This is a genomic window from Flavobacterium sp. SM2513 (genome assembly GCF_050908145.1).
Lineage (GTDB): Bacteria > Bacteroidota > Bacteroidia > Flavobacteriales > Flavobacteriaceae > Flavobacterium.
Genome location: NZ_CP194228.1, coordinates 3,385,803 through 3,412,534, shown reverse-complemented (window position 1 = coordinate 3,412,534; position 26,732 = coordinate 3,385,803). Strand labels below are relative to the sequence as shown.

Below are 26,732 nucleotides of genomic sequence, written 5' to 3'. Positions count from 1 at the left end.
AATAGGCAAATAAAAAATGAAGTGTAAGTGAAGCGACATTTTATACGTAGTGGATGGAGGATTAAATCCCTCTATTGTCCTACATTGTATATCAGAATGCTTCCTAAATTTTTCGCTCTTCGTCCTATGTTAAATGAGTTCTTTTATCTTAATTTAAACGCCCAGTTATATTAATATATCCAGCTCCTCAAACGGATAGGGTTAAACACTTATGACAACGTATTTTTGGTTACAAGCGTAATAGACTATAAATAGCGATCTGCCCAAGTTGCAATAATGTGGCCTACATATTCAGAGTCTTTTTTATCTGAAAGTAAATGATCGGCACCATTTAAAGAAATAAAACTTTTTGGATGTCGTGCTGCCTTGTATATTTCAGCGGCATTTTCAATACCCACGGTGGTATCCTGTGGCGAATGCATGATGAGAATGGAATTTCTAAATTCGTCTAATTTATGCTTGATGTTTTGGTCTTGAATATCGTCTAAAAATTGTTTTTGAATGGTAAAATCTCTGCCGCCAATCGAAACAATCGCTTTACCAGAGGTGTTAATTTCATTAAAACTATTTTTAAAAAGATGGGAAACATGTTCAGGATTTGAAGGTGCTCCAATAGTGGCAATAGCCTTTACCGATGGAATTTTAGCCGAAGCAAAGATAACCGCAGCGCCACCGAGCGAGTGTCCTATTAGTAAGGCAGGTGCTCGATAATTTTCTTCCAAAAATTGGGCGGCACTGTAGAGGTCTTCAATATTTGAAGAAAAATTAGTGTGTTCAAAATCACCTTCACTATCACCCAAACCCGTAAAGTCAAACATCAAAACGGCAATGTTTTTACTTATTAATGTTTTTCCAATGCTGCGAACTGCTGTCAAGTTTTTACTGCAAGTAAAGCAATGGGCAAATAAAGCAAAAGCCTTTGGTTCGCCCTGTTCAGGAAGTTCTAATCGAGCGGCTAATTCTTGGCCTTTCGCGTTTTTGAATTTTATTTTTTGTGCAATCATGTGGTGTTTTTTAAAAGGTGAATGTAATAGAGTACTACTGCTGAAGCCATTTTCACAAATGACTCCCAGACTGTAAGAAACAGTCGTCAGTTTTAGAAATCAGTAGTTCTGAATGCAGTCTTTCCTATCACTCCTCCAGTTTCATAAAAAGATTGTTGAACGATTCAGAATAAGTGGGATGTGCATAAACACCATAACGAATTTGATCATAGGTAATGCCGCCGTCCATTGCCATTTGCAAGACCGACATCAATTCGCCGCCAATACTAGACAAAATCGCAACACCAATAATTTTCTTTGAATTCACATCCACAACCGCCTTCATAAAACCGAGCGTTTCTCCCGTTTCTATGCCACGCGCCACTTGGCTCATAGGTAGTTTCGCCACTTTGTAATTCAAACCCTTTTTCTTGGCTTCGGCTTCAGAAACTCCAATTCGTCCCAGTTGTGGATCGGTAAACATGCAATAAGGAACGGGTCTATCTGCAATACTGAAATTTTTGTTCTCAAATAAATTGCGGTACACAATCGTATAATCGTTGTAAGCAATGTGGGTGAATGCGGGACCACCTTTCACATCTCCTAAAGCATAAATGCCAGCGATGTTGGTTTTAAGGGTGTCATTTACAACAATATAATTTTTATCATCGGTCTCAATTCCAGCAGCTTCTAATCCCAAATGCTTCGTTTGGGGAATCCGACCCGTGGCTATCAACACATGCGAGCCAGAAATTTGATGCTTATTTTCGCCCACCTGATAATGCACGGTTACATTGTCCTCATTCTTATCTATCTTGATAATTTGCGTATCGGTCAGAATGTCGACGCCTTCTTCCTTTAGTATAGCACTCATTTCAGCAGAAACATCTTCGTCTTCTCGTCCCATAATTCGAGAGGAACGTTCAAGTACAGTTACTTTACTTCCAAATCGGCTAAACATTTGTCCGAATTCAAGACCAATATAATTCCCTCCAATGACTAAAAGCTTTTCGGGAACCTGCTCCAAATCTAATATAGTGGTCGACGTTAAATAATCGACTGCATCTAAACCTGCTATATCCGGAATAGAAACAGCGGCACCCGTATTAATAAAAATCAACTCTGCCTTGTACGTTTTTTCGCCATCACTGTTTTTGACTACGAGCGTTTTCTGTCCTGTGAAACGTGCTTCGCCAAAAATAAGCGTGAGATTTTTTGTTTCTTCGATGCCTTTTTGGGATCCGTTTCGAAAGGACTTTACAATTTCATCCTTACGTGCCTTTATCTTTTTTAAATCTACAGTCACATTTTGCACGTCAATCCCGAGTGCAGCCGCATGTCTAGCATCATGAGCCGCTTTCGCTGAAGCAACCATCGCCTTGGTGGGTGTACAGCCATCGTTAACGCACGTGCCACCCACAAATCGCTTTTCAATTAAAGCCGTTTTTTTTCCAAGCTCAGCCAGTTTTTTTGCTAACGGTACGCCAGCCTGACCCGCACCAATAATTATTGCATCGTAATGTTCCATTTTTAGTCGGTTTAGTGGGCCAATACCCAATTATTTTCTTTTCCAAGTTAATGAAATATACCGAAACTGGCAGCGGAGCTTATAAGTTAAAATTCAATTTAACAACGATTTAACGCCTCTATAAGTACAAACGTGACTATAAATCCACCTTAGATTTCAATTGCAGACCTTTTCTCACCTCCAATACTACATCCACGACGAAAAAATAAAACAGTGACCACTGCTCAACTCCTGAGCAATAGCCACTGTCCACTTTCACCAATTCATAATATTAAACTGATAAACAAATATTTATTTCCAACCACCGCCAAGTGATTTGTATAAATTCACGTGTGCCAAAAGTTGTTCTTTTTTGGTTTCAACCAATTCTAATTTGGACTCTAGTGCATCGCGTTGCGTTAGCAAAACCTCCATATAATCAGCTCGAGCCGACAGGAACAGTTTATTGGTAATGGCAATAGAATTGGTAAGTGCTTCTACTTGTTTTTCCTTTTGGTCGTAGCTCTTAGCTAAATTTGCAATTTTAGACATACCATTTAAAACTTCGATATGTGCGTTTAAGATGGTTTTTTCATAGTCAAAAATAGCTTGCAATTGTTTGTCATTTGCATTGTAATAGGTCGCTTTTATTGCGTTTCTGTTGATTAACGGTGCTACCATATCGCCGGCTAAACCATACATTACAGAAGCAGGAGTCTCTGTAATGTATTTTAAATTAAAGGATTCTAAACCTAATCCTGCTTTTAGCGTAAAAGAGGGATAGAAATTAGCGCGAGCTGACTTGGTATCTAATTTACGGGCTTGCAGTTCAAATTCCGCTTGCCTGATGTCTGGACGATTTGCCAACAACTGCGAAGGAATACCCACATTGATGTCGTCGATTTTCTTTTCTATAAATGAATCGGAATTGCGAACGATGGGTTGCGGCATACTACCTAATAGAAAATTGAGTTGGTTTTGCACCTCCACAATTTCCTGTTCAACAGCATACAATTCCCCCGTATTTTTATAGACTTCCGCTTCTAAACGCTGTACACCTAATTCGGTAGCTTTTGCAGCTTCTTTCTGCAAGCGAATCGTTCGTAACCCCGTATTTTGAAGTTGTAAATTTTGTTTTAAAATAGAAAGTTTACTGTCTAACGCTTGAAGTTCATAATACGAATTGGCAATTTCAGCAATCAAGTTGGTAACCATAAAGTTTTTTCCTTCCACAGAAGAAAGGTATTCCATGGCGGCTGCTTTCTTAGCATTTCGTAATTTTTTCCAAACATCTAATTCCCAAGTTGCAAAAGCACCTACTTTGTAATTCGTCAAAGGTTCTGGAAATTCTTTACCGTCCTTGATTTCGGTATTAGCGTCGTTGGCACCTTGGCTGGTGTATCTTCCCACTTTTTCAACTTCACCTGCCGCTTGAATGCCTAGAAAAGGAAGGTATTCACCCTTTCTGGCTTTTATTTCATTTCGCGCCATGTCTACTTGTTGCAACATGATGTTTAGCTCTTGGTTGTGCACCAAAGCAGAGTCAATTAAGGTAGTGAGGTCCTCATCGTTAAAGAACGATTTCCATTGAATTAATGCAGTGCTATTCGTATCGGTTGCAGTTGCATTGGAAAACGTATCGGGTAAATTTGTTTTTTCACTTCGAATGGTCCGCGTTGGAACACAACTTTGTAATACGGAAACCGCAAGCAACAGTGCAAGTGCAGACTGCGGTATTTTATAATTGAAAATCGGTTTAATCATTTTCATTTTTTTTCAGTAATTGTTTAATTTGTTTATTCATTGCTTTAAGTTTGGCTTTTAGCGAACCTTCTCCATCACTTTTTCGCATCAGTTCTTCTGAAACGGGTTCAAATTTTTCATCTTTGATTAAACTTTTACCTTCAGACATTTTAGCAAATACATAATAGAGTCCGGGAATGAGGATGACACCAAATAAAGTTCCTATCAACATACCTCCAAGTGCCGAACCACCAATAGTACGGTTACCAATAGCACCTGCTCCAGTAGCCATAACCAGCGGAATTAATCCTGCAATAAAAGCAAAAGACGTCATCAAAATAGGACGGAAACGCATTTTAGCACCTTCAATAGCGGCTTCTAAAATTGTGGCGCCTTGATTTTGTTTTTGAACGGCGACTTCCACAATAAGAACGGCATTCTTACCTAAAAGTCCAACGAGCATAATGACACCAATTTGGGCATACACATCATTTGACAGACCCATGACTTGCAAAAGCAAGAAGGAACCAAAAACGCCTACAGGTAAAGAAAGCAGTACTGCAAACGGAAGTAAGAAACTTTCGTATTGAGCAGCAAGTACGAAGTAAACAAAGATGAGCACGATTCCAAAAACATATAACGCATCGTTACCTCGGTTGGCTTCATCATACGATAAACCCTCCCATGCAATGTCATAACCATGAGGCAATTTCTCTTTGGCTACCTCTTTAATCGCTTCAATCGCATCGGCACTTGTAAAACCTTTAGCAGGAAGTCCACGAATAGAGGCCGAATTGTATAAGTTGTACCGCGTAATTTCATTAGGACCTAAGGTTTTTTCCATGGTCATGAAAGAAGAATACGGAACCATTTCTCCAGCTTCATTTTTTACAAATAATTGTTCTAAATCAGAAGGGAGTTTGCGGTATTCTGGAGCAGCTTGGGTATATACTTTAAAGAAATAACCGTATTTAATGTACCCTTGTTCATAGGTACTACCAATTAAAATGTTTAAATTTTCCATGGCACTTCCAATAGAAACGCCTTTTTGCATAGCGGCTTTATTGTCAATATCTAATTTGTACTGCGGATAATTGGCCGAATAAAAAGTAAAAACACCCGAAAGTTCTTTTCGTTTGGCTAGCTCGGCAAGGAAATCATTGTTGATTTTATCAAATTCATGGTAATCTGTTCCGTTGGTTTTGTCTAACAAACGCAAGGAGAAACCACCAGATGAACCAAAACCAGGTACTGCAGGTGGTTCAAAATATTCAATTACAGCTCCTAAGTCTTTGGATTTTTCCTCCAATTCTTCCATGATTTCATGAACCGTATGTTTTCTATCGGACCATGATTTTAAGTTAATCAAACAAGTCCCTGCATTAGAACCACGTCCTTCCGTCATGATTTCATATCCGGCAAGAGACGAAACCGATTCTACTCCTTCTACTTTTTCACAAACTGCTTGCAATCTTTTGGCTACATCATTTGTTCTTTCCAAAGTAGCTCCTGGAGGTGTTTGAATAATGGCATAAATCATACCTTGGTCTTCACTAGGGATGAATCCTGCAGGCAAAGTGGCATTGGTAATATACGTTCCGACACAAAAAGCAATTAAGATTCCAAAAGTAATTACTCGACGGTTGACAATGTATTTTAATAACCCAACATAGCGATTGGTAAGTAAGTCGAATTTTCCGTTGAACCAATCAATAAATCGGTTAATAGGCGTTTTTTTACGCGGTTTTCCATGCGGATTTTGAAGCAACATTGCACATAAAACAGGTGTAAGCGTCAAAGCTACTACAGCAGAAATGATAATAGAACCTGCCATTGTGATAGAGAATTGTCTGTAGAAAACACCAACCGGACCCGACATGAACGAAATAGGAATGAAAACAGAAACCATCACCAAAGTTATTGCGATAATGGCTCCACCAATTTCACCAAGGACTTCTTGAGAAGCTTTGAAAGGGGAGAGGTGTTCCTCGTGCATCTTGACGTGGACTGCCTCGACGACGACAATGGCATTATCAACCACAATACCAATAGCCAATACCAGCGCGAATAGGGTAATTAAATTGATAGAAAGTCCAAACATTTGCATGATGAAAAAGGAACCAATTAACGAAACAGGAACGGCAATAATCGGAATTAAAGTCGAGCGCCAGTCGCCCAAAAATAAGAATACAACAATAGCTACTAAGATAAAAGCATCTCGTAACGTATGCAGTACTTGCTCAATCGAAGCATCCAAGAAATTGGAAACATCGTAACTCACTTTATATTCTACGCCTGGAGGCAAATCTTTACCAAGGTCGGCTAGTTTTTCTTTCACCTTTTTAATTACATCGCTACCGTTACTTCCAAACGTTTGTTTTAAAACGATGGAAGCGGATGGATTTCCATCTAAATTAGAATAAATATCATAAAATTCACTCCCTAATTCTACATCTGCAATGTCGCCTAAAGTAATGGTTTCTCCTTCGGAGTTTGCTTTGATAATGATGCTTTTATATTCATCCGGTTCGCTAAAACGGTCGCGGTACGTAAGCACATATTCTAAAGATTGCGACTTTTTACCGGAACTTTGTCCTAAACGACCTGGACGTGCCAAGATACTTTGCTCTTGCATGGCTTCCATGACTTCGGTGGCCGAGATTTTATAAGCTCTCATTCGATCTGGTTTCAACCAAACCCGCATCGCATATTTTCTACTTCCTAGAATCTGGGCACTTGCTACACCTTTAAGACGCTGAATTTCAGGAATCATTTTGGTGTACGCGTAATTGTACAAGAATTTTTCGTCGTTGTTTTTGTTTTTACTAAACAAGTTGATGTACATTAGCATACTTGGCTGAACAGGAGTGATTACAACTCCTTCTCTTTGAACCAAATCAGGCAGCAAAGGCATCACTTGATCGACCCTAGTTTTTACCCTAACCACAGCGTCATTAGGGTCGGTTCCTGGTTCGAAAATGATACGTAAAGTTCCTTCTCCCGCACTCGTAGCATCTGAAGCAATGTACCGCATGCCTTCCACACCATTAATGGCGGTCTCAAGTGGAATTAAAGTAGATTTTACAAGTACATCGGAACTCGAACCTGGATAAGCAATGAAAATATTAACAGTAGTAGGGGCAATATCGGGAAACTGTGAAATAGGCAATTGCTTGATTGCCAACAACCCCATAAATACGATTATGACCGAAATAACTATTGCTAAAACGGGTCTTTTTATAAATTTTTTAAACATGATTTATTTTTTTAAAGGGTAATTTACTCAGCATAAACATCTAAACGCGCCATTACTTTTTTAGGGTCTTCGAGTTTGTATTTAATGATGTCCTTGTCTTTTACCAAGCGAATTCCTTCTAGTAAAATTTTATCACCAGCCTTTAAACCGTTTTGTACGACAAATAAGTTAGGTAAACTAGCCCCTACTGTAATTTCTGTTTGATGTACCACATTTTTACTGTCAATTACAAACACATAACGTTTGTTAAGCACCTCAAAAGTCGCTTTTTGTGGAATAATCATCACATTTTTTAACGGCACCGTCATCAAAATTGTTCCCGTTTCTCCGTGACGCAGTATATTTTGTGGATTGGGAAACGAAGCCCTAAATGCGATATTTCCTGTTTCGTTATTAAATTCCCCTTCAATAGTTTCCACAGTTCCGGTTTGGTCAAAAATCTGACTGTTGGCCATCAATAATTTCACTTTTTCTTTTTCACCTTTTTTAGCAAGCATCATATAATTAAGGTATTCTGCTTCAGAAACATTGTAGTACACCCACATTTGACTGTTGTCTGATAAGGTGGTAAGTAATTCGCCTTCTTCTAAAATGCTTCCTTCTCGTGCTAATAAATGATCCACTACGCCATTAAAAGGGGCTTTGATTGTGGTGAAACCCAAATGTGTTTGTGCCAATAATACTTCGGCTTTTGCCTTGTTGACTTTCGCTTTTGAAAGTGCCAATTCATTTTCCGAAACGACTTTACTATCGGCCAATAGTTTAGTGTTTTTGTATTCAATGGTAGTAGCATCCTCTTCTGCCTTAGCTTTATCTAATTCAGCTTGATAGATATTACCCATAATTTTGAAGAGGTTTTGGCCTTTCTGAACTTTTTGACCTTCATCTACAGCTATATGTTCTAAATAGCCTCGTTCCATGGAACGCACTTCAATATGGCGAATGGAGTGAATTTGACATACATATTCTTTGGTAATTAAAGTATCCATTACAATTGGAGTAGATACCTCAAAAATGCGTTCTTCTTTTTTTTCTTCTTGGTGTTTGTTACAACTAATAATAGAGGATACGGTCAACAGACCTATGAAAATTGAAAATTTTCTCATGATTGCTTTTGCTTTTTAAATCGAAATTTTTGGATTTTATCAAGTGTAGATTAAAAATCAACACGAAAATTTAGCCTATATAAAGAGTTATCGTGAAGATAATGCGCTTTATAAGGTGCATTTTAATACTTTAAAATGGCTGCAAAGCAAACAATCAAATTCTAAAGACCTCGAAAATAAGGTACAGCGAAGAAGCTGTTTTTGATTGAAAAAATAGAGGGTGGGAAGCGGAAGAAGTACAGCTTTTCGCTAAAGGTAAAATCAATTGCAGTTGCTGTTTATGATAAAAACAGGCTGCATCATTTTGAGCTGAAAATTTCTTAGTGGCGAAATGTTCCGTTTCATCTTCATCATTTTCAGGTAGGAATTCATTTTTATCAAATTGATTCTCTGAAAAATTACGCTGTAAGTAGCCACTTTCTTGATCACACGCAGAATGTAAACTGCTCGAATGAAGAGCAGCTACGGTAGGAAAGGGCGTATGTGAAATAGCTTGCGTAGAAACATTCGCAACTAGTGCGTTGCAGCAAATAAAGACTGCAAGTAGTAAAAATGCGATATGTTTAAACGGTTTTTCCATAAAGAGTGCAAAACTATATACTGCAATCAGTTTCAACAAACACTTACTACTAAATGTTTGTTAAAGTGCAGCGATTACTTCCACACCCTCGAAGGGTTCCACACCCTGCTAGGGTTCAATACCCGAAAGTAATAACGAGTTATAAGCACCTAATCATAAGCACCCCCAATAACACCATGCAGTTCCTTATAAAACTCTTGAATCAATCCAGCCGTTTCCACATCTACAAATACATCCGACTCCGATTCAAAAAACGGCAATAAGTCCAGCACCTCGCTAGTAAAACGGTTCCAGATGCCCGTAATTTCTATACTATGAAACACCGCCAAACCTAAAAACAATTCGACATCATCACAATAGGGATCTAAATAAAAAAGCTCTTTATAAGCATACGCCTGAAACATCAAAAGCAACACGTTACGCAAAGTTGTTTTTGGCAGTATAATATGTGCATCAGGCAAAGTACTGTTTTCCGCAAAAAACAACACCAGTTCTGCAAGGGCATCTTCCATAGAACCATAATAACTACCAAGGTCATCTTGCATATCGTCTATTGATCTTTCCCAATGAAAATCTGGCGCATAGGGGTCTTTTTTATAAATGCAATTGGAATCCGTTATTTTATCTTTAAAAAACGATTGACTAAAATATAACAAACGCTGAGCAGCTATTTTTGAAACAACCATAAAGCTGCATTCAAACGTTGCATCAGGTAGTTGCGTTTCCATAAGTAACCGTACCTCTTTTCCGGTCAACTTAGATTCGGGTGTAGCAAACACAATCAAAAAATAATGCCGCTTGATGGGTCCTGCTACTAAAAATTCCCTCGTGTGGTACACATATACTTCTTCAACGTTGAGGTCTTGAGCCAAAACCGAAACAAGTTGCTTTAGTTCAGGCTCGTTAGCACTATACTCAGGCAAAGCCAAAGGGGGTAAAAGCTTTCGCTCTTGCAAGGCCTTCAGGTGATTCAAAACCAATTCCACCGCATCCTGCAGTTGCGAAAGCAATTCCACCGTGGCGTCCCACCAATCTTCCAGAAAATAGTCCTCCTCTTCATAGTTCGCATACATGCGGTCCAACAAGAAAAAGCGGTCCTTATCCCGCAAGAAAAAACGTTTGGTAAAGGGCAGAACGATATTCAGTTGCAACACTCTTTTCCGCAAAGAAAGAGTAGGGAAGGCGGTACCTATGGCCAACTGCTCCAGCACGCCTATGTGATAACCAACAGCTTTACCGTAGAAATACCCGCCGCCCACTGGAAAATGGGTTTGAGAGGGTCTAATTAATCCGTTAATAAAGCCCGTAACACTGGCATTCCGTTGCCGATACACTTCGTGTTGTTGAGATTCGGTATACCAGCTAAAGGAAAAATCATCCGCACCATACACCCACTTTTCCTTTGTGCAGTGCACACTTAAAAAAAGGGTTCCCTCGTTTTCATGTGCCGCAAGGGCGGTAGTATCCAAAAATACAAACACGGCTTCGTTCGCTTCCAACAGCTGTTGCACGGATGCTAACTTCCGAAGTTTTTTGCACTTTGCGGCATCGTTCACGTGGACAACCACCAAAACGAGAGATTGTGTAGGCACCACACTACACCAAATGTGCACGACTTCTTTTTTGTCTTTTAACTGGTCAATAAACTTGTCGGTGGCAAAAGTCCGCTTTATTACGGGCGACTTTTCTGAAAGTAATTGTTTCATAGTATAAAATTTTAAAATGAATAACTAGAAATAGGAATGTCTGTTGTGAAATACTCCACGAGTCCAGCAACTTCAGGAGCACTGATTCGTATGCTATTTCTAACGTAAATTTCCTTAACCCAAAGAGGATAAACTATTCCAAATCCGGATAAAAAAGTGAAACACCTGGCTATTTTACCCACTCAACAACCCAAAAACAAAACTTGATTTTTAGATTTTTTAAATCTTATAATGAATGAGCGTCCATACGACTCCAGCAAGGTGCTATTTTATAGCAACCGCACAAGTTGTCTTGCAAGAAACTAATCTTCTCACATTCCGTCCCTTCGAGTGATTCCTAGAAATGAAATCGCTATTTTTTATTGCTAAAAATAGTATTGTGCTCTCCGTCACTTCGAGTGATTTTTACGTCACTTCGAGTGATTTTAAAATATAAAAACGCTAGTTTTCATATTTGAAAACTGACCCGAGGCGTTAGCCGAATTGAGCAAAGCTAATCGAGGCTTTCGTCACTTCGAGTGATTTTTACAAATAAAAACGCTAGTTTTTATTTGTAAAAATAATATCGAGAAGCTTCTAACTAAACTTCTCGCATTCCGGCCCTTCGAGTGATTTTTAAAATATAAAAACGCCAGTTTTTTTTATTTAAAAATTGACACGAGTCGTTAGCCGAACGGAGCGAAGCTAATCGGGAAGCCTTCCGCTAAACTAAATAGTTGCAGTACCGTTCTCAATACCATTTTATTCCATTGCAGTACGCAAAACCAGTTGAACTGACGACAGTGGGGGTTCTCGATACGTTTTTAATTGCACTTCTTTTACAAATAAAGGTTTACCTCTTTAGTCCTTATTAAAGGAGACATGCTGAATTAGGTCAGGTACGTAAATTACATTTAGGGGGTATTTTTTATGGTTTGTTTTTTTCCTAAAATAAAAAACAGTAGTTTTGTAATGGCTTTAGGGGTATTCTGAAAAGAATTGAGATAGTCCCTTTGAACCTGATCCAGTTTATACTGGCGTAGGGAAAAGTTAGAATTATTATTTTTCTTCTTTATATTTATTTCACTTTTTTGAGTGAACCTAGTAGCCATAATTATATTTAATTTAAAAAATTATGGTCCATTTACTTTGGGAAAACATCCTTTCCGTACGAAAAAAATCACCTTTGGTTCACAACATTACCAATTATGTAGTTATGAATACTACGGCCAATGCATTATTAGCTATCGGTGCTTCCCCTATAATGGCGCACGCCCCAGAAGAGGTGGAGGACATGGTAGGAATTTGTGATTCATTAGTCATCAATATTGGAACTCTAGAGGCTTCATGGGTGCAGGCAATGTTGCAAGCTGCTTCTAAAGCAAATGCTTTACATAAACCCTTTGTAGTAGATCCCGTAGGTGCGGGTGCTTCTGCCTACAGAGATACCGTTTTGAGTCAATTAGTAGCATTACGACCCACCGTTATACGTGGGAATGCTTCTGAAATAATGGCATTGGCTCATACTAATAAATCGGCAACCAAAGGGGTAGACAGCACGGAACAAAGTAATGAAGCCCTAACTGCTGCAGTAGTATTAAATCAAAAGTTCGGATCCATCATTTGTATTTCGGGAGCTCAGGATATTATTGTAAGTAAAGACCACTATGTTCAGGTGGACAACGGAAACGCTCTAATGACAAAAGTGACTGGGTTAGGTTGTACAGCAACCGCTCTTATAGGAGCTTTTTTAGGTTGTATTGAGGATCAACAGCAGGCGGTAATTTCTGCCACGGCATTAATGAGTATTGCGGGTGAAATAGCAGCTGAACAGGCTAAAGGACCAGGAAGTTTACAAACAATTCTCCTTGATACATTATACACCCTTACTGAAGACGAATTTAAAAACCGTATAAATCTTACTACTCTTTATGAAAAATAATTTTCCCTTTCAGCTCTATCTGATCCTATCAGAGGAAGCTTGTTTGAACGAAGATTTTTGTAAAGTAGCAGAACAAGCCATACTGGGAGGTGTTGATTTGGTTCAATTACGAGAAAAAAATTGCAGTACGGATAACTTTAAGCAAAAAGCTTTGCGACTACAAGACGTTTTAACTAAACATTCCATCCCTCTTATTATTAACGACAATTTAGAAGTAGCCCTGTCGGTGGGTGCCTATGGAATTCATGTTGGTGCGAATGATATCGCCCCTCTTGAAATTCGTAAACAATGGGCTGCTTGTCAGTCAATAGGTTATTCTATTGAGGATATCCAGCAAATGGATAGTATTTCTGCGCAACTATCCGACTGTTTTGGGGTAAGTCCAGTCTATAAAACGAATACTAAAACAGATACAATCATTGAATGGGGATTGGACGGCCTTGAAAAAATCAGAAAGAGTACTGATAAGCCCTTAATTGCAATAGGTAATATGAATACGGCAAATGTATACGAGGTGATAAAAGCGGGTGCCGACTGCATTGCGATTTCTTCATTCATTTGTCAAGCAAAGAATCCACAACAAGTTGCTTATGAAATCAAACAAATGATACAGCGTGCTTTATGAAAAAATACCACTATTCACATGCTTTAACTATTGCCGGTTTTGACGGCAGCGGCGGTGCAGGAATTCAAGCGGACATCAAAACCTTTTCAGCACTGGGTTGTTACGCTACATCCGTTTTAACAGCATTACCTATTCAAAATACGTTGGGGGTTCAATCCATTTATCCCATCCCAGAACTTGTCGTTCAAAATCAACTGAATTGTATATTATCAGATATATTTCCTGATGCAATTAAGATTGGTATGGTTCACAACAGCGCTTTAGTGACGACCATTGCCGCTACATTAGCCTCTTACAAAAAATGTCCGGTTGTGTTTGACCCTGTTATGGTGGCGACGAGTGGCGATGCATTAATAACAGAGGAAACCATCAAAACAATTATAGAACAGCTTTTTCCCCTGTCGGATATTATTACACCAAATTTAGATGAAGCCGCCATTTTAAGCGGTATAGCTATTGCGTCTGTTGAGGATATGTATAAAGCGGGAGCGTTAATACATAAATTAGGTGCAAAAAACATTCTTTTAAAGGGTGGTCACTTAAAAACACCAACCCTTACTTCCTTATTATTTTTGGAAGACGGTAGCGTAAAAGAGTATCATTTTGAGAAATACGATACGAATAATACACATGGTTCTGGTTGTACCTTATCTTCTGCCATTGCCAGTTATTTAGCGCAAGGTCAGTCTTTAGAAACGGCGGTTGCACAAGGGCAAAATTACGTACAAGAAGCCATTTACCAAGGCATGGATGTAGCAATCGGAAAAGGAAACGGACCTTTAAATCACTTTTATAACCCGCAAAAATTATTAAAAAATGAATTGGAGTACTAACGCATGGGAACAAATAGAGCCTATTTATAAATCAATAGTAGAAATGCCTTTTATTACAGAACTGATGGAGGGTACATTGGAGTTGGAAAAATTTCAATTTTACATGGCACAGGATTCTTTTTACTTAGAGCATTTTGGAAGAAGTTTATCTAGCATTGCCAGTAGGATAAATGATATTGACGATGCTCTTATTTTTATGAAGTTTGCAGAAGGGGCACTAGTTGTAGAAAAGGCTTTACATGAATCGTATTTTAAAGATTTTAAGGTTACGAGTAGAGGAATTATCGAACCTACTTGCCATCACTATGTACATTTCTTAAAAAGCACCACAGCATTGGCAAGTATTCCTGTAGCGGTAGCTGCAATAGTACCGTGTTTTTGGATTTATAAAGAAGTGGGTACTTATATTTTTAAACACCAAAATAAGGCTGCGAACGGGTACCAAAAATGGATTGATACTTATTCGGGTGTGGCGTTTGAAGAGCTGGCGACCTCAGCGATTGCAATAGCAGACCGGTTGGCTGCAGATGGTTCCGAACGGGAACAAACGTTAATGACAGAAGCTTTTATTACCGCTAGTAGGCTTGAATTTGAATTTTGGAATAGTGCGTATCAGTTAAAGCGGTGGTAAGTGTTGTTGCCTTCAACTCGTTATTTTAGTACGATTGAGGCACACGCTTTGAAGTAATCACAAATCAGAACTAAAGTTACTGCTTTAAGTGCAAAGAGAAGGTATTCATCAGTGTTTTTAGGACTGTGGCAGTACACGTTGAAAAGACTATGTATGGGGATAGCACTGCGGAATAAGCTGTTTTCGGCCAGCTGATGCCCTATCTAAGACTTGTGCACTACCTAGCAGCCATTAAGAAAAAACAAACCCCCTCGTAGTTATAAAGGGGGTTTTTAGTTGTGTGTAAAGTGCAGGTAGTTATTTTTTACTGAATTTTTGAATTGCCACTCCCGTGTTGCTTTCTAACTGTAAAACATACAATCCACCTGATAGTGCACTTACGTCTATAGTATTGCCGTCTGTAAAGTTAACTTTTTTTGTTTGAAGTAATTGCCCTGAGCTGTTGATGATGCTGTAGCTACTAATTATAAGTCCTGCGGGTAAAGTTAGGTGCAAACTGTTAGCCACTGGATTGGGATAGATGAGCGTACTTTTTGCCAAAGCACTGTCATTTGTTCCCAAATTACAGTCGGCATTTGTCTCCACTACAAGAGGCATGCCTTGGCTCATACTATCCGGACAGAATTCGGGAGCACCCTCTACATAGTAAGTGCCCGGCTCGCTGATGCTGTAGGTTGGCATAGTTGCTCCTGGAATGGCTACATCGTCTTTGTACCACTGAATATTGGCCGTATAGGGACTGCCTAAAGTACTGTTAAAACTTCCACCAGGGCAAAGCATAAAATTTCCATTGCTCATATTGGTACTAACGAATTCGTTCATTTCCGTACTTACAATCAAACTACTCCAAGCATAACTGTCAATTTGAATGCTATTCGATTCGAAGGTTTGCGTTCCCGAAGTAACAACGACTTTAAATAAGGATTGGTCGTACGTATACCAATCGTAGGTAAAGGATGCTTCTGTAGCTCCAGTAATAGGCTGGTAGGGATCGGAAGTAAACCAATATTTGGAATACCATTGATACGTGTCATAAGTACCATTAGTAACGGCAGCTGTTCCATTGGTGTAAGGGCATAACATAGTGTCCCCCTCAATTACGGGACTTTGAGCAAATGCCTGTCCTAGGCCATTTACAAACAGAAGAATAAGTAGTGCTTTTTTCATAAGATAAATTATTTTATACGTACAAATATAAGCTTGAGTAGCTGTTAAAAGCGGTTTTTTAGCGTGACAAATTGTGACCTCCAGTAGCACAAATTGCGACAAGTACAGCAGGTACAGTAAATAGCGGCTTTGTACCATTATAAAAACAGCGCTTTTAGAAAGGGGCAAATTAAATTTGTACTAAGTAGGCATTTAAAGTCATTTCTGCCGCTAAGCCCAATCGTTTTTCAATGCGCTCTTTTCGTTTTCTGCAGGCTACCGGAGTAATGTGCAGTAGGGTAGCAATTTCTTTAGTATCTAAATTCAGGTAAACATACGACAAGTAACGCATGTCGGTTGTAGTTAAATCAGGATGTTTGGTGATCAATCTTTTGATAAATCCTTGGTTGACTTCATCAAAATGACGCACGTAATTGTCCCAGTCGTCGTCCATTTTAAGGTGATAAGCCAGGGCTTGAACTTGCGTCACTAACTCAGGGTTGTTTTTATAATTTGGAAGGGCTGTAAAGGAATGGATGAGGTCTTGCAGCAATTGATTTCTTCCAGAATGGTAGAGTGCTCTCGAAAGAATACGCTGGTTTTTTAATTGAATTTCATTAGTCAAGCGGTCTTGTTCTAAAAGTGTGGTCTTTTCCTTTTCTAACAGCAGTGCCTTTTCTGCCTTTTCTTTTTCAAGGGTAAATTCTGTTAATTCTTGCGCTTGTTTTGCCCATACCGCTTTTTGCTTCACTTTTATAAAATAACTTCGAAAAAGCAGCAACAATAGAATTATTGCGAGAAATACCCCCACAAGAATCGAATAGAAAAGGGCTCTGTCGCTGGCCATTTTATGCTCCTTTTCTTTGATTTTATCTTTATAGGTTTGTACTTGAAATTTTACTTCATTACTTTCATACAGTTTACCATTTTTAAGAAGATGAAGTTTATTTTGACTGGCAAATAAGGAATCTTTGTACTGAAAAGCCACGGCATAGGACTGCAGCTTGAAGTATATCTCAGAAAGTAGCGCAAAGAGTTCTGTTTTTCTTTCCAAATCGGGATTTTCGTTAAAGGAAGCGTTCGACCACCGCAACGCAGCCGCCAGATCATCCTCGCTCAGGTAGGATTTTGCTATAATAACGTTCAAATCCATGCGGTTGTCTGCGTTGGAGACCCCTTTCAATGTGGGAAGCAGTTTCAGGGCAAAATTTCTAGCTTCTTTTGTACTTCCGCTTAAGAGCTGTGTGTTGTAGAGCGCAATGGTAGCAGGAATCTGCACTACTTTGTTTTTGGCGTATCTAAGTGACCGATTTAAGTAACTACGGGCATGGGTGTATTGCTGTTGTTGGTTGGCCAGAATGCCCATATTCATACTGTACAGTCCCATTTTTAAGCTGTCGTTGTACTTGATAGCTAAACCATACGCTTTAGTGAAGTGCATATTGGCTTTACCATATTTTTTTTCTTTACTGTACAATATGGCAATATTGTTCAATACAATCATTTTTTCAGAATCCTGTAGGTGGGTCGTGGCCAGTTGATAACTGGCAAAGTAATAATGGAGTGCCTCCCCATAATCCAGTAACAGGTAGAAATTGTTTCCGATATTATTTTGAGCCAAGAAGTCTTGCAGGTGCCATTGATTTCGAGCGGCCATTTCACGAGCTTCATAAAGCAGTTCTAAAGACGCAACATGTTTTTTCTCTAGCATTAACTCGACGCCCACTTTAATGAGGGAATCACAGTAGGTCTTCGTAGCTGGGGCTGCGCTAACATAGGTACTAGATAAAAACAAGGCTATTAAAGCAAGAAGCGTTTTGATAGAGTCAAATTTTGATTGTGATTTCAAAAATACTGTAAAATTTAAAAACAAATGCCTTCTCATGAGATAATTATACGTACATTCTGTATAAAAAACTTTTATGCGAAATCGCTTTCCAATTAAAAGGCATTGTTCCTCTAACTCGTATGCAATTCCTGCTTAAACTACGTTGCACAGTAGTTTGAAACCCACCCAAAAGAGGGGTTTTTGCTCGCTTTCGTCTCAATAGTGCATTCAGAAGCGGATGTAAAAAAACGTACTTTTTTAAATGAGCATTGGGGCAACGGTAAAAAAAATAAAGTTTAAGCTGTAAATAGGCACATTTATGGCTTCCTAAATAATGATAATTCAAGTGCTGATGAAGTTTTCAAAGCAGTTTTTTAGTAGTGCTGATGTCGTGGAATATACCGTACACTTTCGTACTGGTCCCTTCGTTAAAATCTGATTTTCCGGTAGTGTGAATCCACAATTCTTCACCTTGTTGTGTTATAATTTGGAGGTCCAAGCTCCAAGGAGTACCATGTTCAATAGCCTGTTGTACCACCTTTGTAATAAGGGATCTACTTTTGCCCTTTTTGTAAAAATGGATGCCGCTCTTTAATTCAGGTTGGTAGTGCGGCTCCACCCCATGAATTTCTTTGGTCATTTTACTCCACGTCAATGTATTGCTAAGCAAGTCGAGTTCCCAGCCTCCAATTCTGGACACTTTGCTGGAATATTCTGTCATCAGGTTGTACATTTCGGCGGAAAGCTGCTGTGCCTTTTCGGCTTCTTTTAGGACAGTTAAATCACGGGTAACTTTTGTAAACCCGATCGTTTGGTTTTTTTCATTATGAATGGCAGTAATCACAGTACTTCCCCAAAAGGAAGAACCGTCTTTACGTAACCGCCATCCTTCGTCTCTTGCAACACCTGTTTTCTTCGCTAGTGCAAGGAGGGCTTTAGGACGTTGATTTTTAATCGTAGTGGGCGGATAAAATATAGTAAAGTTTTTACCGAGGATTTCTCGGGAGGTATACCCTTTTATTTTTTCAGCACCTTTATTCCACTTCTCAATAATTCCTTTTTCATCCAAAAGTAAAATCGCGTAATCTTCAATCTCGTCAACAATCTTATTGAAGCGAATGGTTCGCAAATCTTTACTACCCATGGTTTCTGCTACTATCGAATGAATAATGGTGTCAAAATTCTCGGTAGCCGTACCAAACAATTCCAACCATTCTTTATCCACTTCTTGGTATCCTTCTTTAATTACGCTGATTAAGCTCATTAGCGTGGTCAGCGGTTGCCTGATTTGATGGGACTGCAGTTGGGCAATTTTTATCAAACATTCGTTTTTAGCTTCAATCTCCTCCATTTGTTGATGAAGTTGCAGGCTGCTCAGTTCTAATTCCATCAGCGTCGTTACCTGCTTTGCAAACAGCGCCAACGTTTTTTTCTGGATGTCTGTCAATGTATTGGGTTGCTGGTCAAAAAGACAGAGTGTGCCTATTTTCTCCCCATTTTTGAGTATCAAAGGGGCCCCTGCATAAAAACGCAGATTAGGGTCCGAGTAGACCAAAGGATTGTCATTAAATCGTTGATCATTTAATGCATCTTCAATGATAAGTACATCATTTTGCTGAATTCCAAACTGGCAAAAAGAGGTTTCCCTCGGCATCACATCAATGTCCGTCCCGTGCTTGATTTTTAGCCAATTAAATTGATTATCAAGAAGCGTAATTAATGCAACGGGTTTATTACATAACGCAGCCGCCAACTCCACAATATCTTGGAAGTCGGTAGATTTGCGGAAATCCAATTGTAAAAATTTTTTTACTTCCGCGAGTCGCTTGTGTTCTCTGTTTTTCATAATGCAAGTGCCTTAACGAAGAGCTTTTAAAATGAAAAGGTATATACGAAAGGACACACCAAATATAATTTATTTTACTTTATTAAAAATATAAAATTTAAGGAATAGTGTATAACATTTGAGAAGATAAAATGTGGATTGGGTTAGATTTTGGGTATGGTCTGAAAGAGTAATACAATTTTTAACAGGTTGGTCAAAGCGCATTTTTTATTTCAGGGACTGGCACAAATACAGTTGGATGGGTGGTTCTTGATTAGCAACCCTCAGTTCCGCTGCGCCTGAAGTCATTATTGATGCATAACGCTACATTACGTTACTCCAACTACGGGAAGGGAACTGCAAATTGTTATTTCGTAATTTAGTCGTCTCGAATTCCGTCACTTCGAGTGATTTTTATACATAAAAACGCTAGTTTTTATTTATAAAAATAGACTCGAGCCGTTAGCCGAACGGAGCGAAGGTAATCGAGGCTTTCGTCACTTCGAGTGATTTTTATACATAAAAACGCTAGTTTTTATTTATAAAAATTGTACCGCGCCCTCGTCACTTCGAGTGATTTTTAAATATAAAAACGCTAGTTTTTATGTATAAAAATTGTATCGAGAAGCTTCCAAATAAACTAAATATTTGTATTGTCTATGGTCCTAATTCTTAATACATCAATAAACAAAACTTCTCATAAATCAATCGCATAGACTTTTTAGTACTACCATCTGACTGCTCGAATTTCTCAATCAACTTATAAAACGCCTTTAAAGATTTCTCAAGTTGCTCTTTCGCATAATCTTTATAAATCATTTCTAAATAATACTCCTGACTGTAGGTGCTCAATGCACGACACGAACCTGTCCCAGTCATCAAATACCTAAAATAATGGACATAGTCTTTACTTGTAGTAAAAATTTAATGCCACATTTTGTATGAATATTCTCAGCACCTTCTTTAGCAGACAATTTATTTTCAAAAATCCGTTTTGATTCTTGATAAGTGTAGGGGATAGGCTCTTGAGGTATTTTCATAGGTAAATTTTTAAAAATCAATATCATAAAGGTTCTTTTCGATACATTGATTTAAATAATTTTTATATTCTTCTTCAGTACCCGCTTGCCCGTTCCAAAAAGTAGCACCATAAAAATACATCAACTCAAATACATCCTCTTTTGTGGCTGCCAAAACATCCAGATATTTCAAGTCGCGTCCATAGCAGAAATAATCTTCATCATAGTTCTCATCCGTTTCCCCTAAAATCCTTTTCTGAAAAGGATAGCCTTCTACTTCATACCCCTTGCTTTCACAATAAGCAATAAGTATATCTCTAACTTCACCTTCATAGGCTTCCGCATAAGTATCGTCGTCCATACTCGGACCAAGAGCCGCCCATCCATCATAAATAGATTTTACCTGCAATTTTATTTCGTCTAGTTCCATAAATACTTCTTTTATTCGATGTTCCAATCGACCTCTCCTAAATCCAACTTGCCGTTCATTTCGACTTCAAGCCACGAAGCAAAACCTCCATCAACACAGTTAAGATTTAATCCGTACCCTGAAAAGGTTTCATGTTCGATATTAAGTGCGGTATTTCTCCCAAGATAATCCATCATCTTTTGATGTTGTTCATCGCTTATTTCAATGATAATTCTTTTCATGAATTTTGTTTTTAATTCCGACAACCTTAATACCCCCAATCGTTATAGGCAACCACCGAGTAACAATCAAACCTACTTTAATTCTATTCCATAACAAAAGTACAGTACATTTAAGGTGCACTACTTTTTAAATGGTAAGAATACAAAAAGGAATGGATTCTATTTTACGGTTTTCCGTAACCTATTTATATATTTTGAAATTTATTTTGGAAAGTAGAAATGGATTCAATTATAATATTTTATCAGATCAACAAACTAGAGCAAACGGTTGATTATTAGGGTATTTCAATCCAAACACAAATAAGCTTCAATACCTTCTAATTAAGCAGCATCGATGTAGTATTTGGACAAGCTATAGTTTACCTATACAATAAAAAGTATTCCGTTACGGGAAACCGTAAAAGAGAACGTATAGCATTGTCTATTTTTACGATATGCTTTAGACGCAATAAAAAACAGGTGTTTTTACGTGTAGGTAATTAAATTAAAAAATAGTAGGTTTGAACAATACAAGTCATTAAACAAAACATGAGTAAAAATACTGTAAAAGCCGATATTAATTTTGAACAAGAACTTTGGAAAGCGGCTAACGAACTGCGTGGTGCCGTAGCTGAAAATCAATACAAAGATTATGTGTTGCCGATGATTTTCTTAAAGCACATGTCGGAACGCTATGAAATACGTAGAGAAGAATTAACCACTTTATTAAACGATAAAACATCTTCTTATTTTACCACAGATGCTGCCGAAATAGATTATGTGTTGGAAGATGCCGATGAGTATTTGTCTAAAAACATTTACATCATCTCTAAAGAAGCGACTTGGGAATACTTAAAAGCTAATGCCGAACAAGACAATATCAAAGTAATTGTGGATGATGCTTTTGATACTTTAGATAGTACTTTAGCAGTAAGCCGACCAGACTTAAAAGGAATTTTACCTCGTATTTTTGTGAAGAGTCAATTAACAGCTCGACAAGTGGGCGGTTTGATTAACTTACTTTCAAATCCTAAATTATCTCAGAAAGAAAACCCAGAAAGCGATGTCTTAGGTCGTGTTTATGAATATTATATAGGCAAGTTTGCTATTGCCGAAGGTTCTGGTGCAGGACAATTCTTTACTCCTGGTAGTATTGTACGCTTGTTGGTGGAAATGATTGAACCTTATGAAGGTAAAATCTTTGATGCCGCTTGTGGTTCTGGTGGAATGTTTGTGCAATCGTTGAAATTCTTAGAAAGCCATGGTGGTGATAAAAAGAACATTGCCATTTACGGACAAGAGCGTTACGATGGTACCTTGCGTTTGTGTAAAATGAACTTGGCTTTACGCGATTTGTCTTTTGATGTTCGCTTGGGAGATTCTTTATTGCAAGATAAGTTTCCTGATTTGGAAGCTGATTTTATCATTGTAAATCCTCCTTTTAATGTAAGCCAATGGCACCCAGAAGACTTACCTGAAAACGACCCACGACTATTTGGACCCAAAGAAGAATTTACTACCGATGGGAATGCCAATTTTATGTGGATGCAAACCTTTTGGAGCCATTTGAGCGACATAGGAACAGCCAGTGTTGTAATGGCAAATGGAGCGATGACTTCTAACAACAAAGGAGAAAAAAACGTACGTGAATTTATGGTAAACAATAGTATGATTGACTGTATTGTGCGTTTACCCGACAAGTTGTTTTTAACCACAGGAATACCTGCTTGTATTTTTATATTGAGTAAAAACCGTGATGGAAAAGACGGCAAACACAGAGAACGTACCAACGAAATCTTATTCATAGACACCAGTAAAATGGGAACTATGGAAAGCCGTAAGTTGCGTATTTTTACTGATGATGATATTGACAAAGTAGCAGCCACTTACCATTCTTGGAGAAATATTTCCCCTCTTGAGAGGGGTGCCGAAGGCGGGGGGTGTTACGAAAACACCGATGGCTACAGCTACGCTGCCACAATAGAAGAAGTACAAAAACAAGATTACAAACTAACACCAGGTATTTATGTAGGTACTGAAGAAGTAGCAGACGATGGTATTTTGTTTGAAGATAAAATGGCAGCTTTACAAACTACTTTGCAAGAGCAGTTTGCTAAAGGAAATGAATTGCAAAATAGAATTATTGATAATTTTAATAGATTTTAATTATGATAATAGGAGTATTCTTAAGACATTATAAATGTTATAAAAACCTGCATTTTATACCTTTCATCACTAATCACAATCATTCTAATCTTAATTTAATAATTGGAAAGAATGGTTCAGGTAAGACTTCAATATTAGAAATTTTAGATGTATATTTCAATAAAAAATCAATTATTTTATCACATGAAGAAAAAAGAGGTGATGCATATATCGCACCCATAATTTGTGTAGAAAAATCTTTTGTTGAAAAAATCAAATCAAATTATACAGGTACTAAAGCAGATGTAGATGAGATTATTAAGATAATGAGTGAAGCATTATGGGAATTAAAAGCACCAAACAACAGTAAGCAACAATCAAATTTTCAAGATATTAGAGATAATTTTCATGCCAAATTTTCAAAAGAGACACATTACCTTTTAGTAGATGGTATAAATATTGACGGAGATTTAAAACTTGGGCCATTTGAAGAATTACAAAAAACACTACTAGAGATTACAGATAAAAAGAAGTTAATTGCTTTTTCAAATGCATTAAAAAGTTCTTATAATTATATTTATATTCCTGTTGAAACTAACATAAATGATTACCTAAGATTAGAAAATAATAGTCTTCAGTATTTAATTGGACAAGATATTAAAACAAAAATTGATGATGTTTTTGATAAACAAGTTACAATTGATGGGAGTTCTAAAAAAATCATTCAAATAATTAATGATAATTTAAAAGAATTTGTTTCTTCTGTTGAAAAAACTATACAAAAAATTGATAAAGATTATTCTTTTAACACAGATCCAAATGTAAAACAAAAAGTAACTTCTAAAGATTTAAGAGGTAAAGTTATTGAAGAGTATTTTAAAAATAGAAGTTTAAAGAATAAAGACACAAAAATAAATTCAATGAGTTCTGGTCAGAGAAAAAAAGCTTTGATTGACATAATTTATTCTTTAGTAACTGAAAATAGTAATATTAATGATGAGAGTAGTATTATATTAGGTATTGATGAACCTGAAGCATCACTAGATGTTACAAATTGTTTTGAACAATTTGAAAAAATTGAAAAAATATCACAGCAAAATATTCAGACATTAGTTACTACTCACTGGTATGGTGCATTACCAATAATTAATGATGCAATAATAACACATTCTATAGAAGATGAAAAGAGAGTTCCTCAAATCTCTTGTTTTGCCTCAAATAATTTGTTTGATAATCATGAAGCACATAGAGTAGAAGATATTTTCTTTAAAAGTATTTATGATTTAGCATCGTCAATATTATCTTCTTTAAGAAATGGAAATAGAGATTGGATAATTGTTGAAGGTCACAGTGATAAAATATATTTACAATCCTATTTTAATGGTAAGAATGTTAAATTTTTGTCAATTGGTGGTATTGATAGATTGATAAGTTTAGTTGACTTTTTATCTGTACCACTTAGAAATAAAATGGAAACGGAATACACAAAAAATAAAATAATTTTTTTGTCTGATAATGACATGGAATATAAATCATCTATAACTGAAAATTCAAAAATATTATTTTTCAAAAGATATGTTTTTAAGGATGGAAAAGTTAATTTGATTGATTATTCAGATAATAAACATGGTGAAGAAATTAGAATTGAAGATGTTTTAGAATCTAATAATATGTGGCAATCAATGAATAATCTTGCAGAAGAAGTTCCTGAACTTTCAATTGCCTTACAAAATTTCAAACATGTAGAAGACTTTACTATTAGTAAATTTAGTGGTGATTATTCTTTTATAGAAACTGAAAAAAAAGGACAAGAAAAAGTAGACGCATTTAAAGAAATAATTGAAATATTAAAACCTTTAAAAACACGACTAGCACTCAAATACAATGAATTGCCTAATAATAAAACTCCTGAATGGATTTCAGAATTAAAAAAACTTTTAAAACCTGAACCTAAATTAACTTTTAGACCAATTAAGAGAATAAAAAGTCAAAAATAAATGCCAAACAACTGGAAAACATATAAACTCGGAGATTTAATAAAGATTAAACATGGATATGCTTTCAAAGGAGAGTTTTTCTCTGATGAAGCCAATCAAAATGTTTTATTAACACCTGGTAATTTTAATTCATTTGGTGGAATTAAATTTAATTGGGATAAGCAAAAGTTTTATAATGGAGAAATACCTGAGGATTATTTATTAAACAAAGGTGATTTGATTATTGCACTAACTGATTTAACACAGTCTTGTTCAATATTAGGTTCAACGGCAATTATTAAAGATAGTAATTATAATTATTTACATAATCAAAGATTAGGTTTAGTTAAAGATATAAATGAAAATGTTGATTCAAATTTTCTTTATTATGTATTTAATAATTCAGCTTTTAGAAATCACTTGATATCAACAAAAACTGGCTCAACTGTATCACATACAGCACCTGAAAGAATCTATAATTTTGAAATACAAATCCCAAAAAACCTCCAAGAACAAAAATCCATAGCCCAAATCCTATCCACCATAGACGACAAAATAGAAAACAACCTAGCCATAAACAAAACCCTAGAAGAAATGGCAATGGCCTTATACAAACACTGGTTTGTAGATTTTGGTCCTTTTCAAAACGGTGAATTTGTAGATAGTGAATTAGGAAGTATTCCTAAAGGTTGGGAAGTGAAAAAGTTAGTTGATTTTGTAAAATTAACAATGGGACAATCTCCAAAATCAGAATTTTATAATTTAGATAATGAAGGATTACCTTTTCATCAAGGAGTAACTAATTATGGAGAAAGATTTCCAGAAGATAAAACTTATTCAACAGAAGGTAATCGTTTTGCGGAAGAAGGAGATATATTATTTAGTGTTAGAGCTCCAGTTGGTAGATTAAATATTGCAAAAAACAAGATTATTTTAGGTCGTGGTTTGTCATCAATGAGTTTAAAAAAATACACTAATAATGGATTTTTATTTTATTCATTAAAAAACTTTTTTACAGAAGATGATAAAATTGGTGAGGGTACGGTTTATGGCTCAGTTAATAAAACTGAATTAGAAAACTTAAAATTCATAGTTCCTTGTAATGAGACTCTAGAAAATTTTAATGATTTAGTAAAAGATATTGATTCTAAATATTTAAATAATTATAAAGAAAACCAAACCCTAACCCAATTACGAGATACTTTATTACCAAAGTTAATTAGTGGTGAAGTGCGGTTAAAAGAGTTTAGAGAAGCAATTACGAATTAAAAA

Annotated in this window: 21 protein-coding genes and 1 riboswitch; of the genes, 7 read left to right on the top strand and 14 right to left on the bottom strand. The window is 36.8% G+C overall.

Going from position 1 to position 26,732, the window contains the following annotated elements; translation table 11 throughout:
• Nucleotides 1-245: 245 nt before the first annotated feature.
• The 7 genes from ACQ5J2_RS14525 to ACQ5J2_RS14495 all read right to left on the bottom strand — a co-directional run bounded on the left by ACQ5J2_RS14525 (nt 246) and on the right by ACQ5J2_RS14495 (nt 10,881).
• Nucleotides 246-1,004, bottom strand: coding sequence for an alpha/beta hydrolase family protein (locus ACQ5J2_RS14525; protein ID WP_432671180.1), 759 nt, complete (start codon nt 1,002-1,004; stop codon nt 246-248).
• Between the two features lie 127 nt (nt 1,005-1,131).
• Nucleotides 1,132-2,511 carry a dihydrolipoyl dehydrogenase gene (lpdA, locus tag ACQ5J2_RS14520; protein WP_432671179.1) on the bottom strand — a complete coding sequence of 460 codons (1,380 nt, stop codon included), beginning with the start codon at nt 2,509-2,511 and terminating at the stop codon, nt 1,132-1,134.
• A gap of 291 nt (nt 2,512-2,802) precedes the next feature.
• The gene (locus tag ACQ5J2_RS14515) at nt 2,803-4,254 is read right to left on the bottom strand and encodes a TolC family protein (protein WP_432671178.1); all 1,452 of its coding nucleotides are present in this window, start codon (nt 4,252-4,254) and stop codon (nt 2,803-2,805) included.
• On the bottom strand, nt 4,247-7,489 hold the full coding sequence (locus tag ACQ5J2_RS14510; RefSeq protein WP_432671177.1) for an efflux RND transporter permease subunit: 3,243 nt from the start codon (nt 7,487-7,489) through the stop codon (nt 4,247-4,249). Before ACQ5J2_RS14510 ends, ACQ5J2_RS14515 begins: the two co-directional genes overlap by 8 nt.
• A 23-nt stretch (nt 7,490-7,512) precedes the next feature.
• Nucleotides 7,513-8,595: an efflux RND transporter periplasmic adaptor subunit gene (locus tag ACQ5J2_RS14505; protein WP_432671176.1), complete on the bottom strand. Its 1,083-nt coding sequence runs from the start codon at nt 8,593-8,595 to the stop codon at nt 7,513-7,515.
• Between the two features lie 154 nt (nt 8,596-8,749).
• Nucleotides 8,750-9,175: a hypothetical protein gene (locus tag ACQ5J2_RS14500; RefSeq protein ID WP_432671175.1), complete on the bottom strand. Its 426-nt coding sequence runs from the start codon at nt 9,173-9,175 to the stop codon at nt 8,750-8,752.
• A 149-nt stretch (nt 9,176-9,324) separates the two neighbouring features.
• Nucleotides 9,325-10,881 (bottom strand): hypothetical protein, encoded by a 1,557-nt coding sequence (locus ACQ5J2_RS14495; RefSeq protein WP_432671174.1) that lies wholly within the window; start codon nt 10,879-10,881, stop codon nt 9,325-9,327.
• Nucleotides 10,882-11,830: 949 nt separating this feature from the next.
• Nucleotides 11,831-11,923: riboswitch (TPP riboswitch) on the top strand.
• A 72-nt stretch (nt 11,924-11,995) separates the two neighbouring features.
• Between ACQ5J2_RS14495 and thiM the strand changes: the two genes are divergently transcribed.
• The 4 genes from thiM to tenA are packed head-to-tail and all read left to right on the top strand — an operon-like array spanning nt 11,996 to nt 14,891.
• On the top strand, nt 11,996-12,802 hold the full coding sequence (gene thiM, locus ACQ5J2_RS14490; protein ID WP_432671173.1) for a hydroxyethylthiazole kinase: 807 nt from the start codon (nt 11,996-11,998) through the stop codon (nt 12,800-12,802).
• Nucleotides 12,792-13,427: a thiamine phosphate synthase gene (gene thiE, locus ACQ5J2_RS14485; protein WP_432671172.1), complete on the top strand. Its 636-nt coding sequence runs from the start codon at nt 12,792-12,794 to the stop codon at nt 13,425-13,427. Before thiM ends, thiE begins: the two co-directional genes overlap by 11 nt.
• Nucleotides 13,424-14,260 (top strand): bifunctional hydroxymethylpyrimidine kinase/phosphomethylpyrimidine kinase, encoded by an 837-nt coding sequence (gene thiD, locus ACQ5J2_RS14480; RefSeq protein WP_432671171.1) that lies wholly within the window; start codon nt 13,424-13,426, stop codon nt 14,258-14,260. Before thiE ends, thiD begins: the two co-directional genes overlap by 4 nt.
• Nucleotides 14,244-14,891, top strand: a complete 648-nt coding sequence (gene tenA, locus ACQ5J2_RS14475; RefSeq protein WP_432671170.1) for a thiaminase II — start codon at nt 14,244-14,246, stop codon at nt 14,889-14,891. The genes thiD and tenA overlap by 17 nt, the downstream gene beginning before the upstream one ends.
• A 297-nt stretch (nt 14,892-15,188) precedes the next feature.
• Here the strand turns inward: tenA and ACQ5J2_RS14470 are convergent, their stop codons facing one another.
• The 7 genes from ACQ5J2_RS14470 to ACQ5J2_RS14440 form a co-directional block, all read right to left on the bottom strand.
• Nucleotides 15,189-16,058: a T9SS type A sorting domain-containing protein gene (locus tag ACQ5J2_RS14470; RefSeq protein WP_432671169.1), complete on the bottom strand. Its 870-nt coding sequence runs from the start codon at nt 16,056-16,058 to the stop codon at nt 15,189-15,191.
• A 169-nt stretch (nt 16,059-16,227) separates the two neighbouring features.
• Entirely contained in the window at nt 16,228-17,886 is a 1,659-nt protein-coding gene (locus ACQ5J2_RS14465) for a transcriptional regulator (RefSeq protein ID WP_432671168.1), read from the bottom strand.
• 340 nt (nt 17,887-18,226) lie between these two features.
• Nucleotides 18,227-19,711 carry a PAS domain S-box protein gene (locus tag ACQ5J2_RS14460; protein ID WP_432671167.1) on the bottom strand — a complete coding sequence of 495 codons (1,485 nt, stop codon included), beginning with the start codon at nt 19,709-19,711 and terminating at the stop codon, nt 18,227-18,229.
• A 651-nt stretch (nt 19,712-20,362) separates the two neighbouring features.
• On the bottom strand, nt 20,363-20,569 hold the full coding sequence (locus ACQ5J2_RS14455) for a hypothetical protein (protein WP_432671166.1): 207 nt from the start codon (nt 20,567-20,569) through the stop codon (nt 20,363-20,365).
• A complete protein-coding gene (locus ACQ5J2_RS14450; protein ID WP_432671165.1) occupies nt 20,569-20,730 on the bottom strand; it encodes a hypothetical protein in 162 nt (53 codons plus the stop codon). The genes ACQ5J2_RS14455 and ACQ5J2_RS14450 overlap by 1 nt, the downstream gene beginning before the upstream one ends.
• Nucleotides 20,731-20,740: 10 nt before the next feature.
• A complete protein-coding gene (locus ACQ5J2_RS14445) occupies nt 20,741-21,139 on the bottom strand; it encodes a hypothetical protein (protein ID WP_432671164.1) in 399 nt (132 codons plus the stop codon).
• A gap of 11 nt (nt 21,140-21,150) precedes the next feature.
• Entirely contained in the window at nt 21,151-21,360 is a 210-nt protein-coding gene (locus ACQ5J2_RS14440; protein ID WP_432671163.1) for a hypothetical protein, read from the bottom strand.
• A 528-nt stretch (nt 21,361-21,888) separates the two neighbouring features.
• Between ACQ5J2_RS14440 and ACQ5J2_RS14435 the strand changes: the two genes are divergently transcribed.
• The 3 genes from ACQ5J2_RS14435 to ACQ5J2_RS14425 are packed head-to-tail and all read left to right on the top strand — an operon-like array spanning nt 21,889 to nt 26,729.
• Nucleotides 21,889-23,505, top strand: a complete 1,617-nt coding sequence (locus ACQ5J2_RS14435) for an N-6 DNA methylase (RefSeq protein WP_432671162.1) — start codon at nt 21,889-21,891, stop codon at nt 23,503-23,505.
• A 2-nt stretch (nt 23,506-23,507) separates the two neighbouring features.
• Entirely contained in the window at nt 23,508-25,481 is a 1,974-nt protein-coding gene (locus tag ACQ5J2_RS14430) for an AAA family ATPase (protein WP_432671161.1), read from the top strand.
• The gene (locus ACQ5J2_RS14425) at nt 25,482-26,729 is read left to right on the top strand and encodes a restriction endonuclease subunit S (protein WP_432671160.1); all 1,248 of its coding nucleotides are present in this window, start codon (nt 25,482-25,484) and stop codon (nt 26,727-26,729) included.
• Nucleotides 26,730-26,732: the final 3 nt, after the last annotated feature.

Excerpts from the sequence above, each read along its gene's own strand:
- ACQ5J2_RS14440 (WP_432671163.1), bottom strand. The coding sequence starts at position 21,360 with ATGAAAAGAATTATCATTGAAATAAGCGATGAACAACATCAAAAGATG.
- tenA (WP_432671170.1), top strand. The coding sequence starts at position 14,244 with ATGAATTGGAGTACTAACGCATGGGAACAAATAGAGCCTATTTATAAA.
- ACQ5J2_RS14435 (WP_432671162.1), top strand. The coding sequence starts at position 21,889 with ATGAGTAAAAATACTGTAAAAGCCGATATTAATTTTGAACAAGAACTT.
- ACQ5J2_RS14525 (WP_432671180.1), bottom strand. The coding sequence starts at position 1,004 with ATGATTGCACAAAAAATAAAATTCAAAAACGCGAAAGGCCAAGAATTA.
- ACQ5J2_RS14430 (WP_432671161.1), top strand. The coding sequence starts at position 23,508 with ATGATAATAGGAGTATTCTTAAGACATTATAAATGTTATAAAAACCTG.
- ACQ5J2_RS14500 (WP_432671175.1), bottom strand. The coding sequence starts at position 9,175 with ATGGAAAAACCGTTTAAACATATCGCATTTTTACTACTTGCAGTCTTT.
- thiM (WP_432671173.1), top strand. The coding sequence starts at position 11,996 with ATGGTCCATTTACTTTGGGAAAACATCCTTTCCGTACGAAAAAAATCA.
- ACQ5J2_RS14515 (WP_432671178.1), bottom strand. The coding sequence starts at position 4,254 with ATGATTAAACCGATTTTCAATTATAAAATACCGCAGTCTGCACTTGCA.
- ACQ5J2_RS14455 (WP_432671166.1), bottom strand. The coding sequence starts at position 20,569 with ATGACTGGGACAGGTTCGTGTCGTGCATTGAGCACCTACAGTCAGGAG.
- ACQ5J2_RS14450 (WP_432671165.1), bottom strand. The coding sequence starts at position 20,730 with ATGAAAATACCTCAAGAGCCTATCCCCTACACTTATCAAGAATCAAAA.
- thiE (WP_432671172.1), top strand. The coding sequence starts at position 12,792 with ATGAAAAATAATTTTCCCTTTCAGCTCTATCTGATCCTATCAGAGGAA.
- ACQ5J2_RS14495 (WP_432671174.1), bottom strand. The coding sequence starts at position 10,881 with ATGAAACAATTACTTTCAGAAAAGTCGCCCGTAATAAAGCGGACTTTT.
- thiD (WP_432671171.1), top strand. The coding sequence starts at position 13,424 with ATGAAAAAATACCACTATTCACATGCTTTAACTATTGCCGGTTTTGAC.
- ACQ5J2_RS14470 (WP_432671169.1), bottom strand. The coding sequence starts at position 16,058 with ATGAAAAAAGCACTACTTATTCTTCTGTTTGTAAATGGCCTAGGACAG.
- lpdA (WP_432671179.1), bottom strand. The coding sequence starts at position 2,511 with ATGGAACATTACGATGCAATAATTATTGGTGCGGGTCAGGCTGGCGTA.
- ACQ5J2_RS14425 (WP_432671160.1), top strand. The coding sequence starts at position 25,482 with ATGCCAAACAACTGGAAAACATATAAACTCGGAGATTTAATAAAGATT.
- ACQ5J2_RS14460 (WP_432671167.1), bottom strand. The coding sequence starts at position 19,711 with ATGAAAAACAGAGAACACAAGCGACTCGCGGAAGTAAAAAAATTTTTA.
- ACQ5J2_RS14505 (WP_432671176.1), bottom strand. The coding sequence starts at position 8,595 with ATGAGAAAATTTTCAATTTTCATAGGTCTGTTGACCGTATCCTCTATT.
- ACQ5J2_RS14510 (WP_432671177.1), bottom strand. The coding sequence starts at position 7,489 with ATGTTTAAAAAATTTATAAAAAGACCCGTTTTAGCAATAGTTATTTCG.
- ACQ5J2_RS14445 (WP_432671164.1), bottom strand. The coding sequence starts at position 21,139 with ATGGAACTAGACGAAATAAAATTGCAGGTAAAATCTATTTATGATGGA.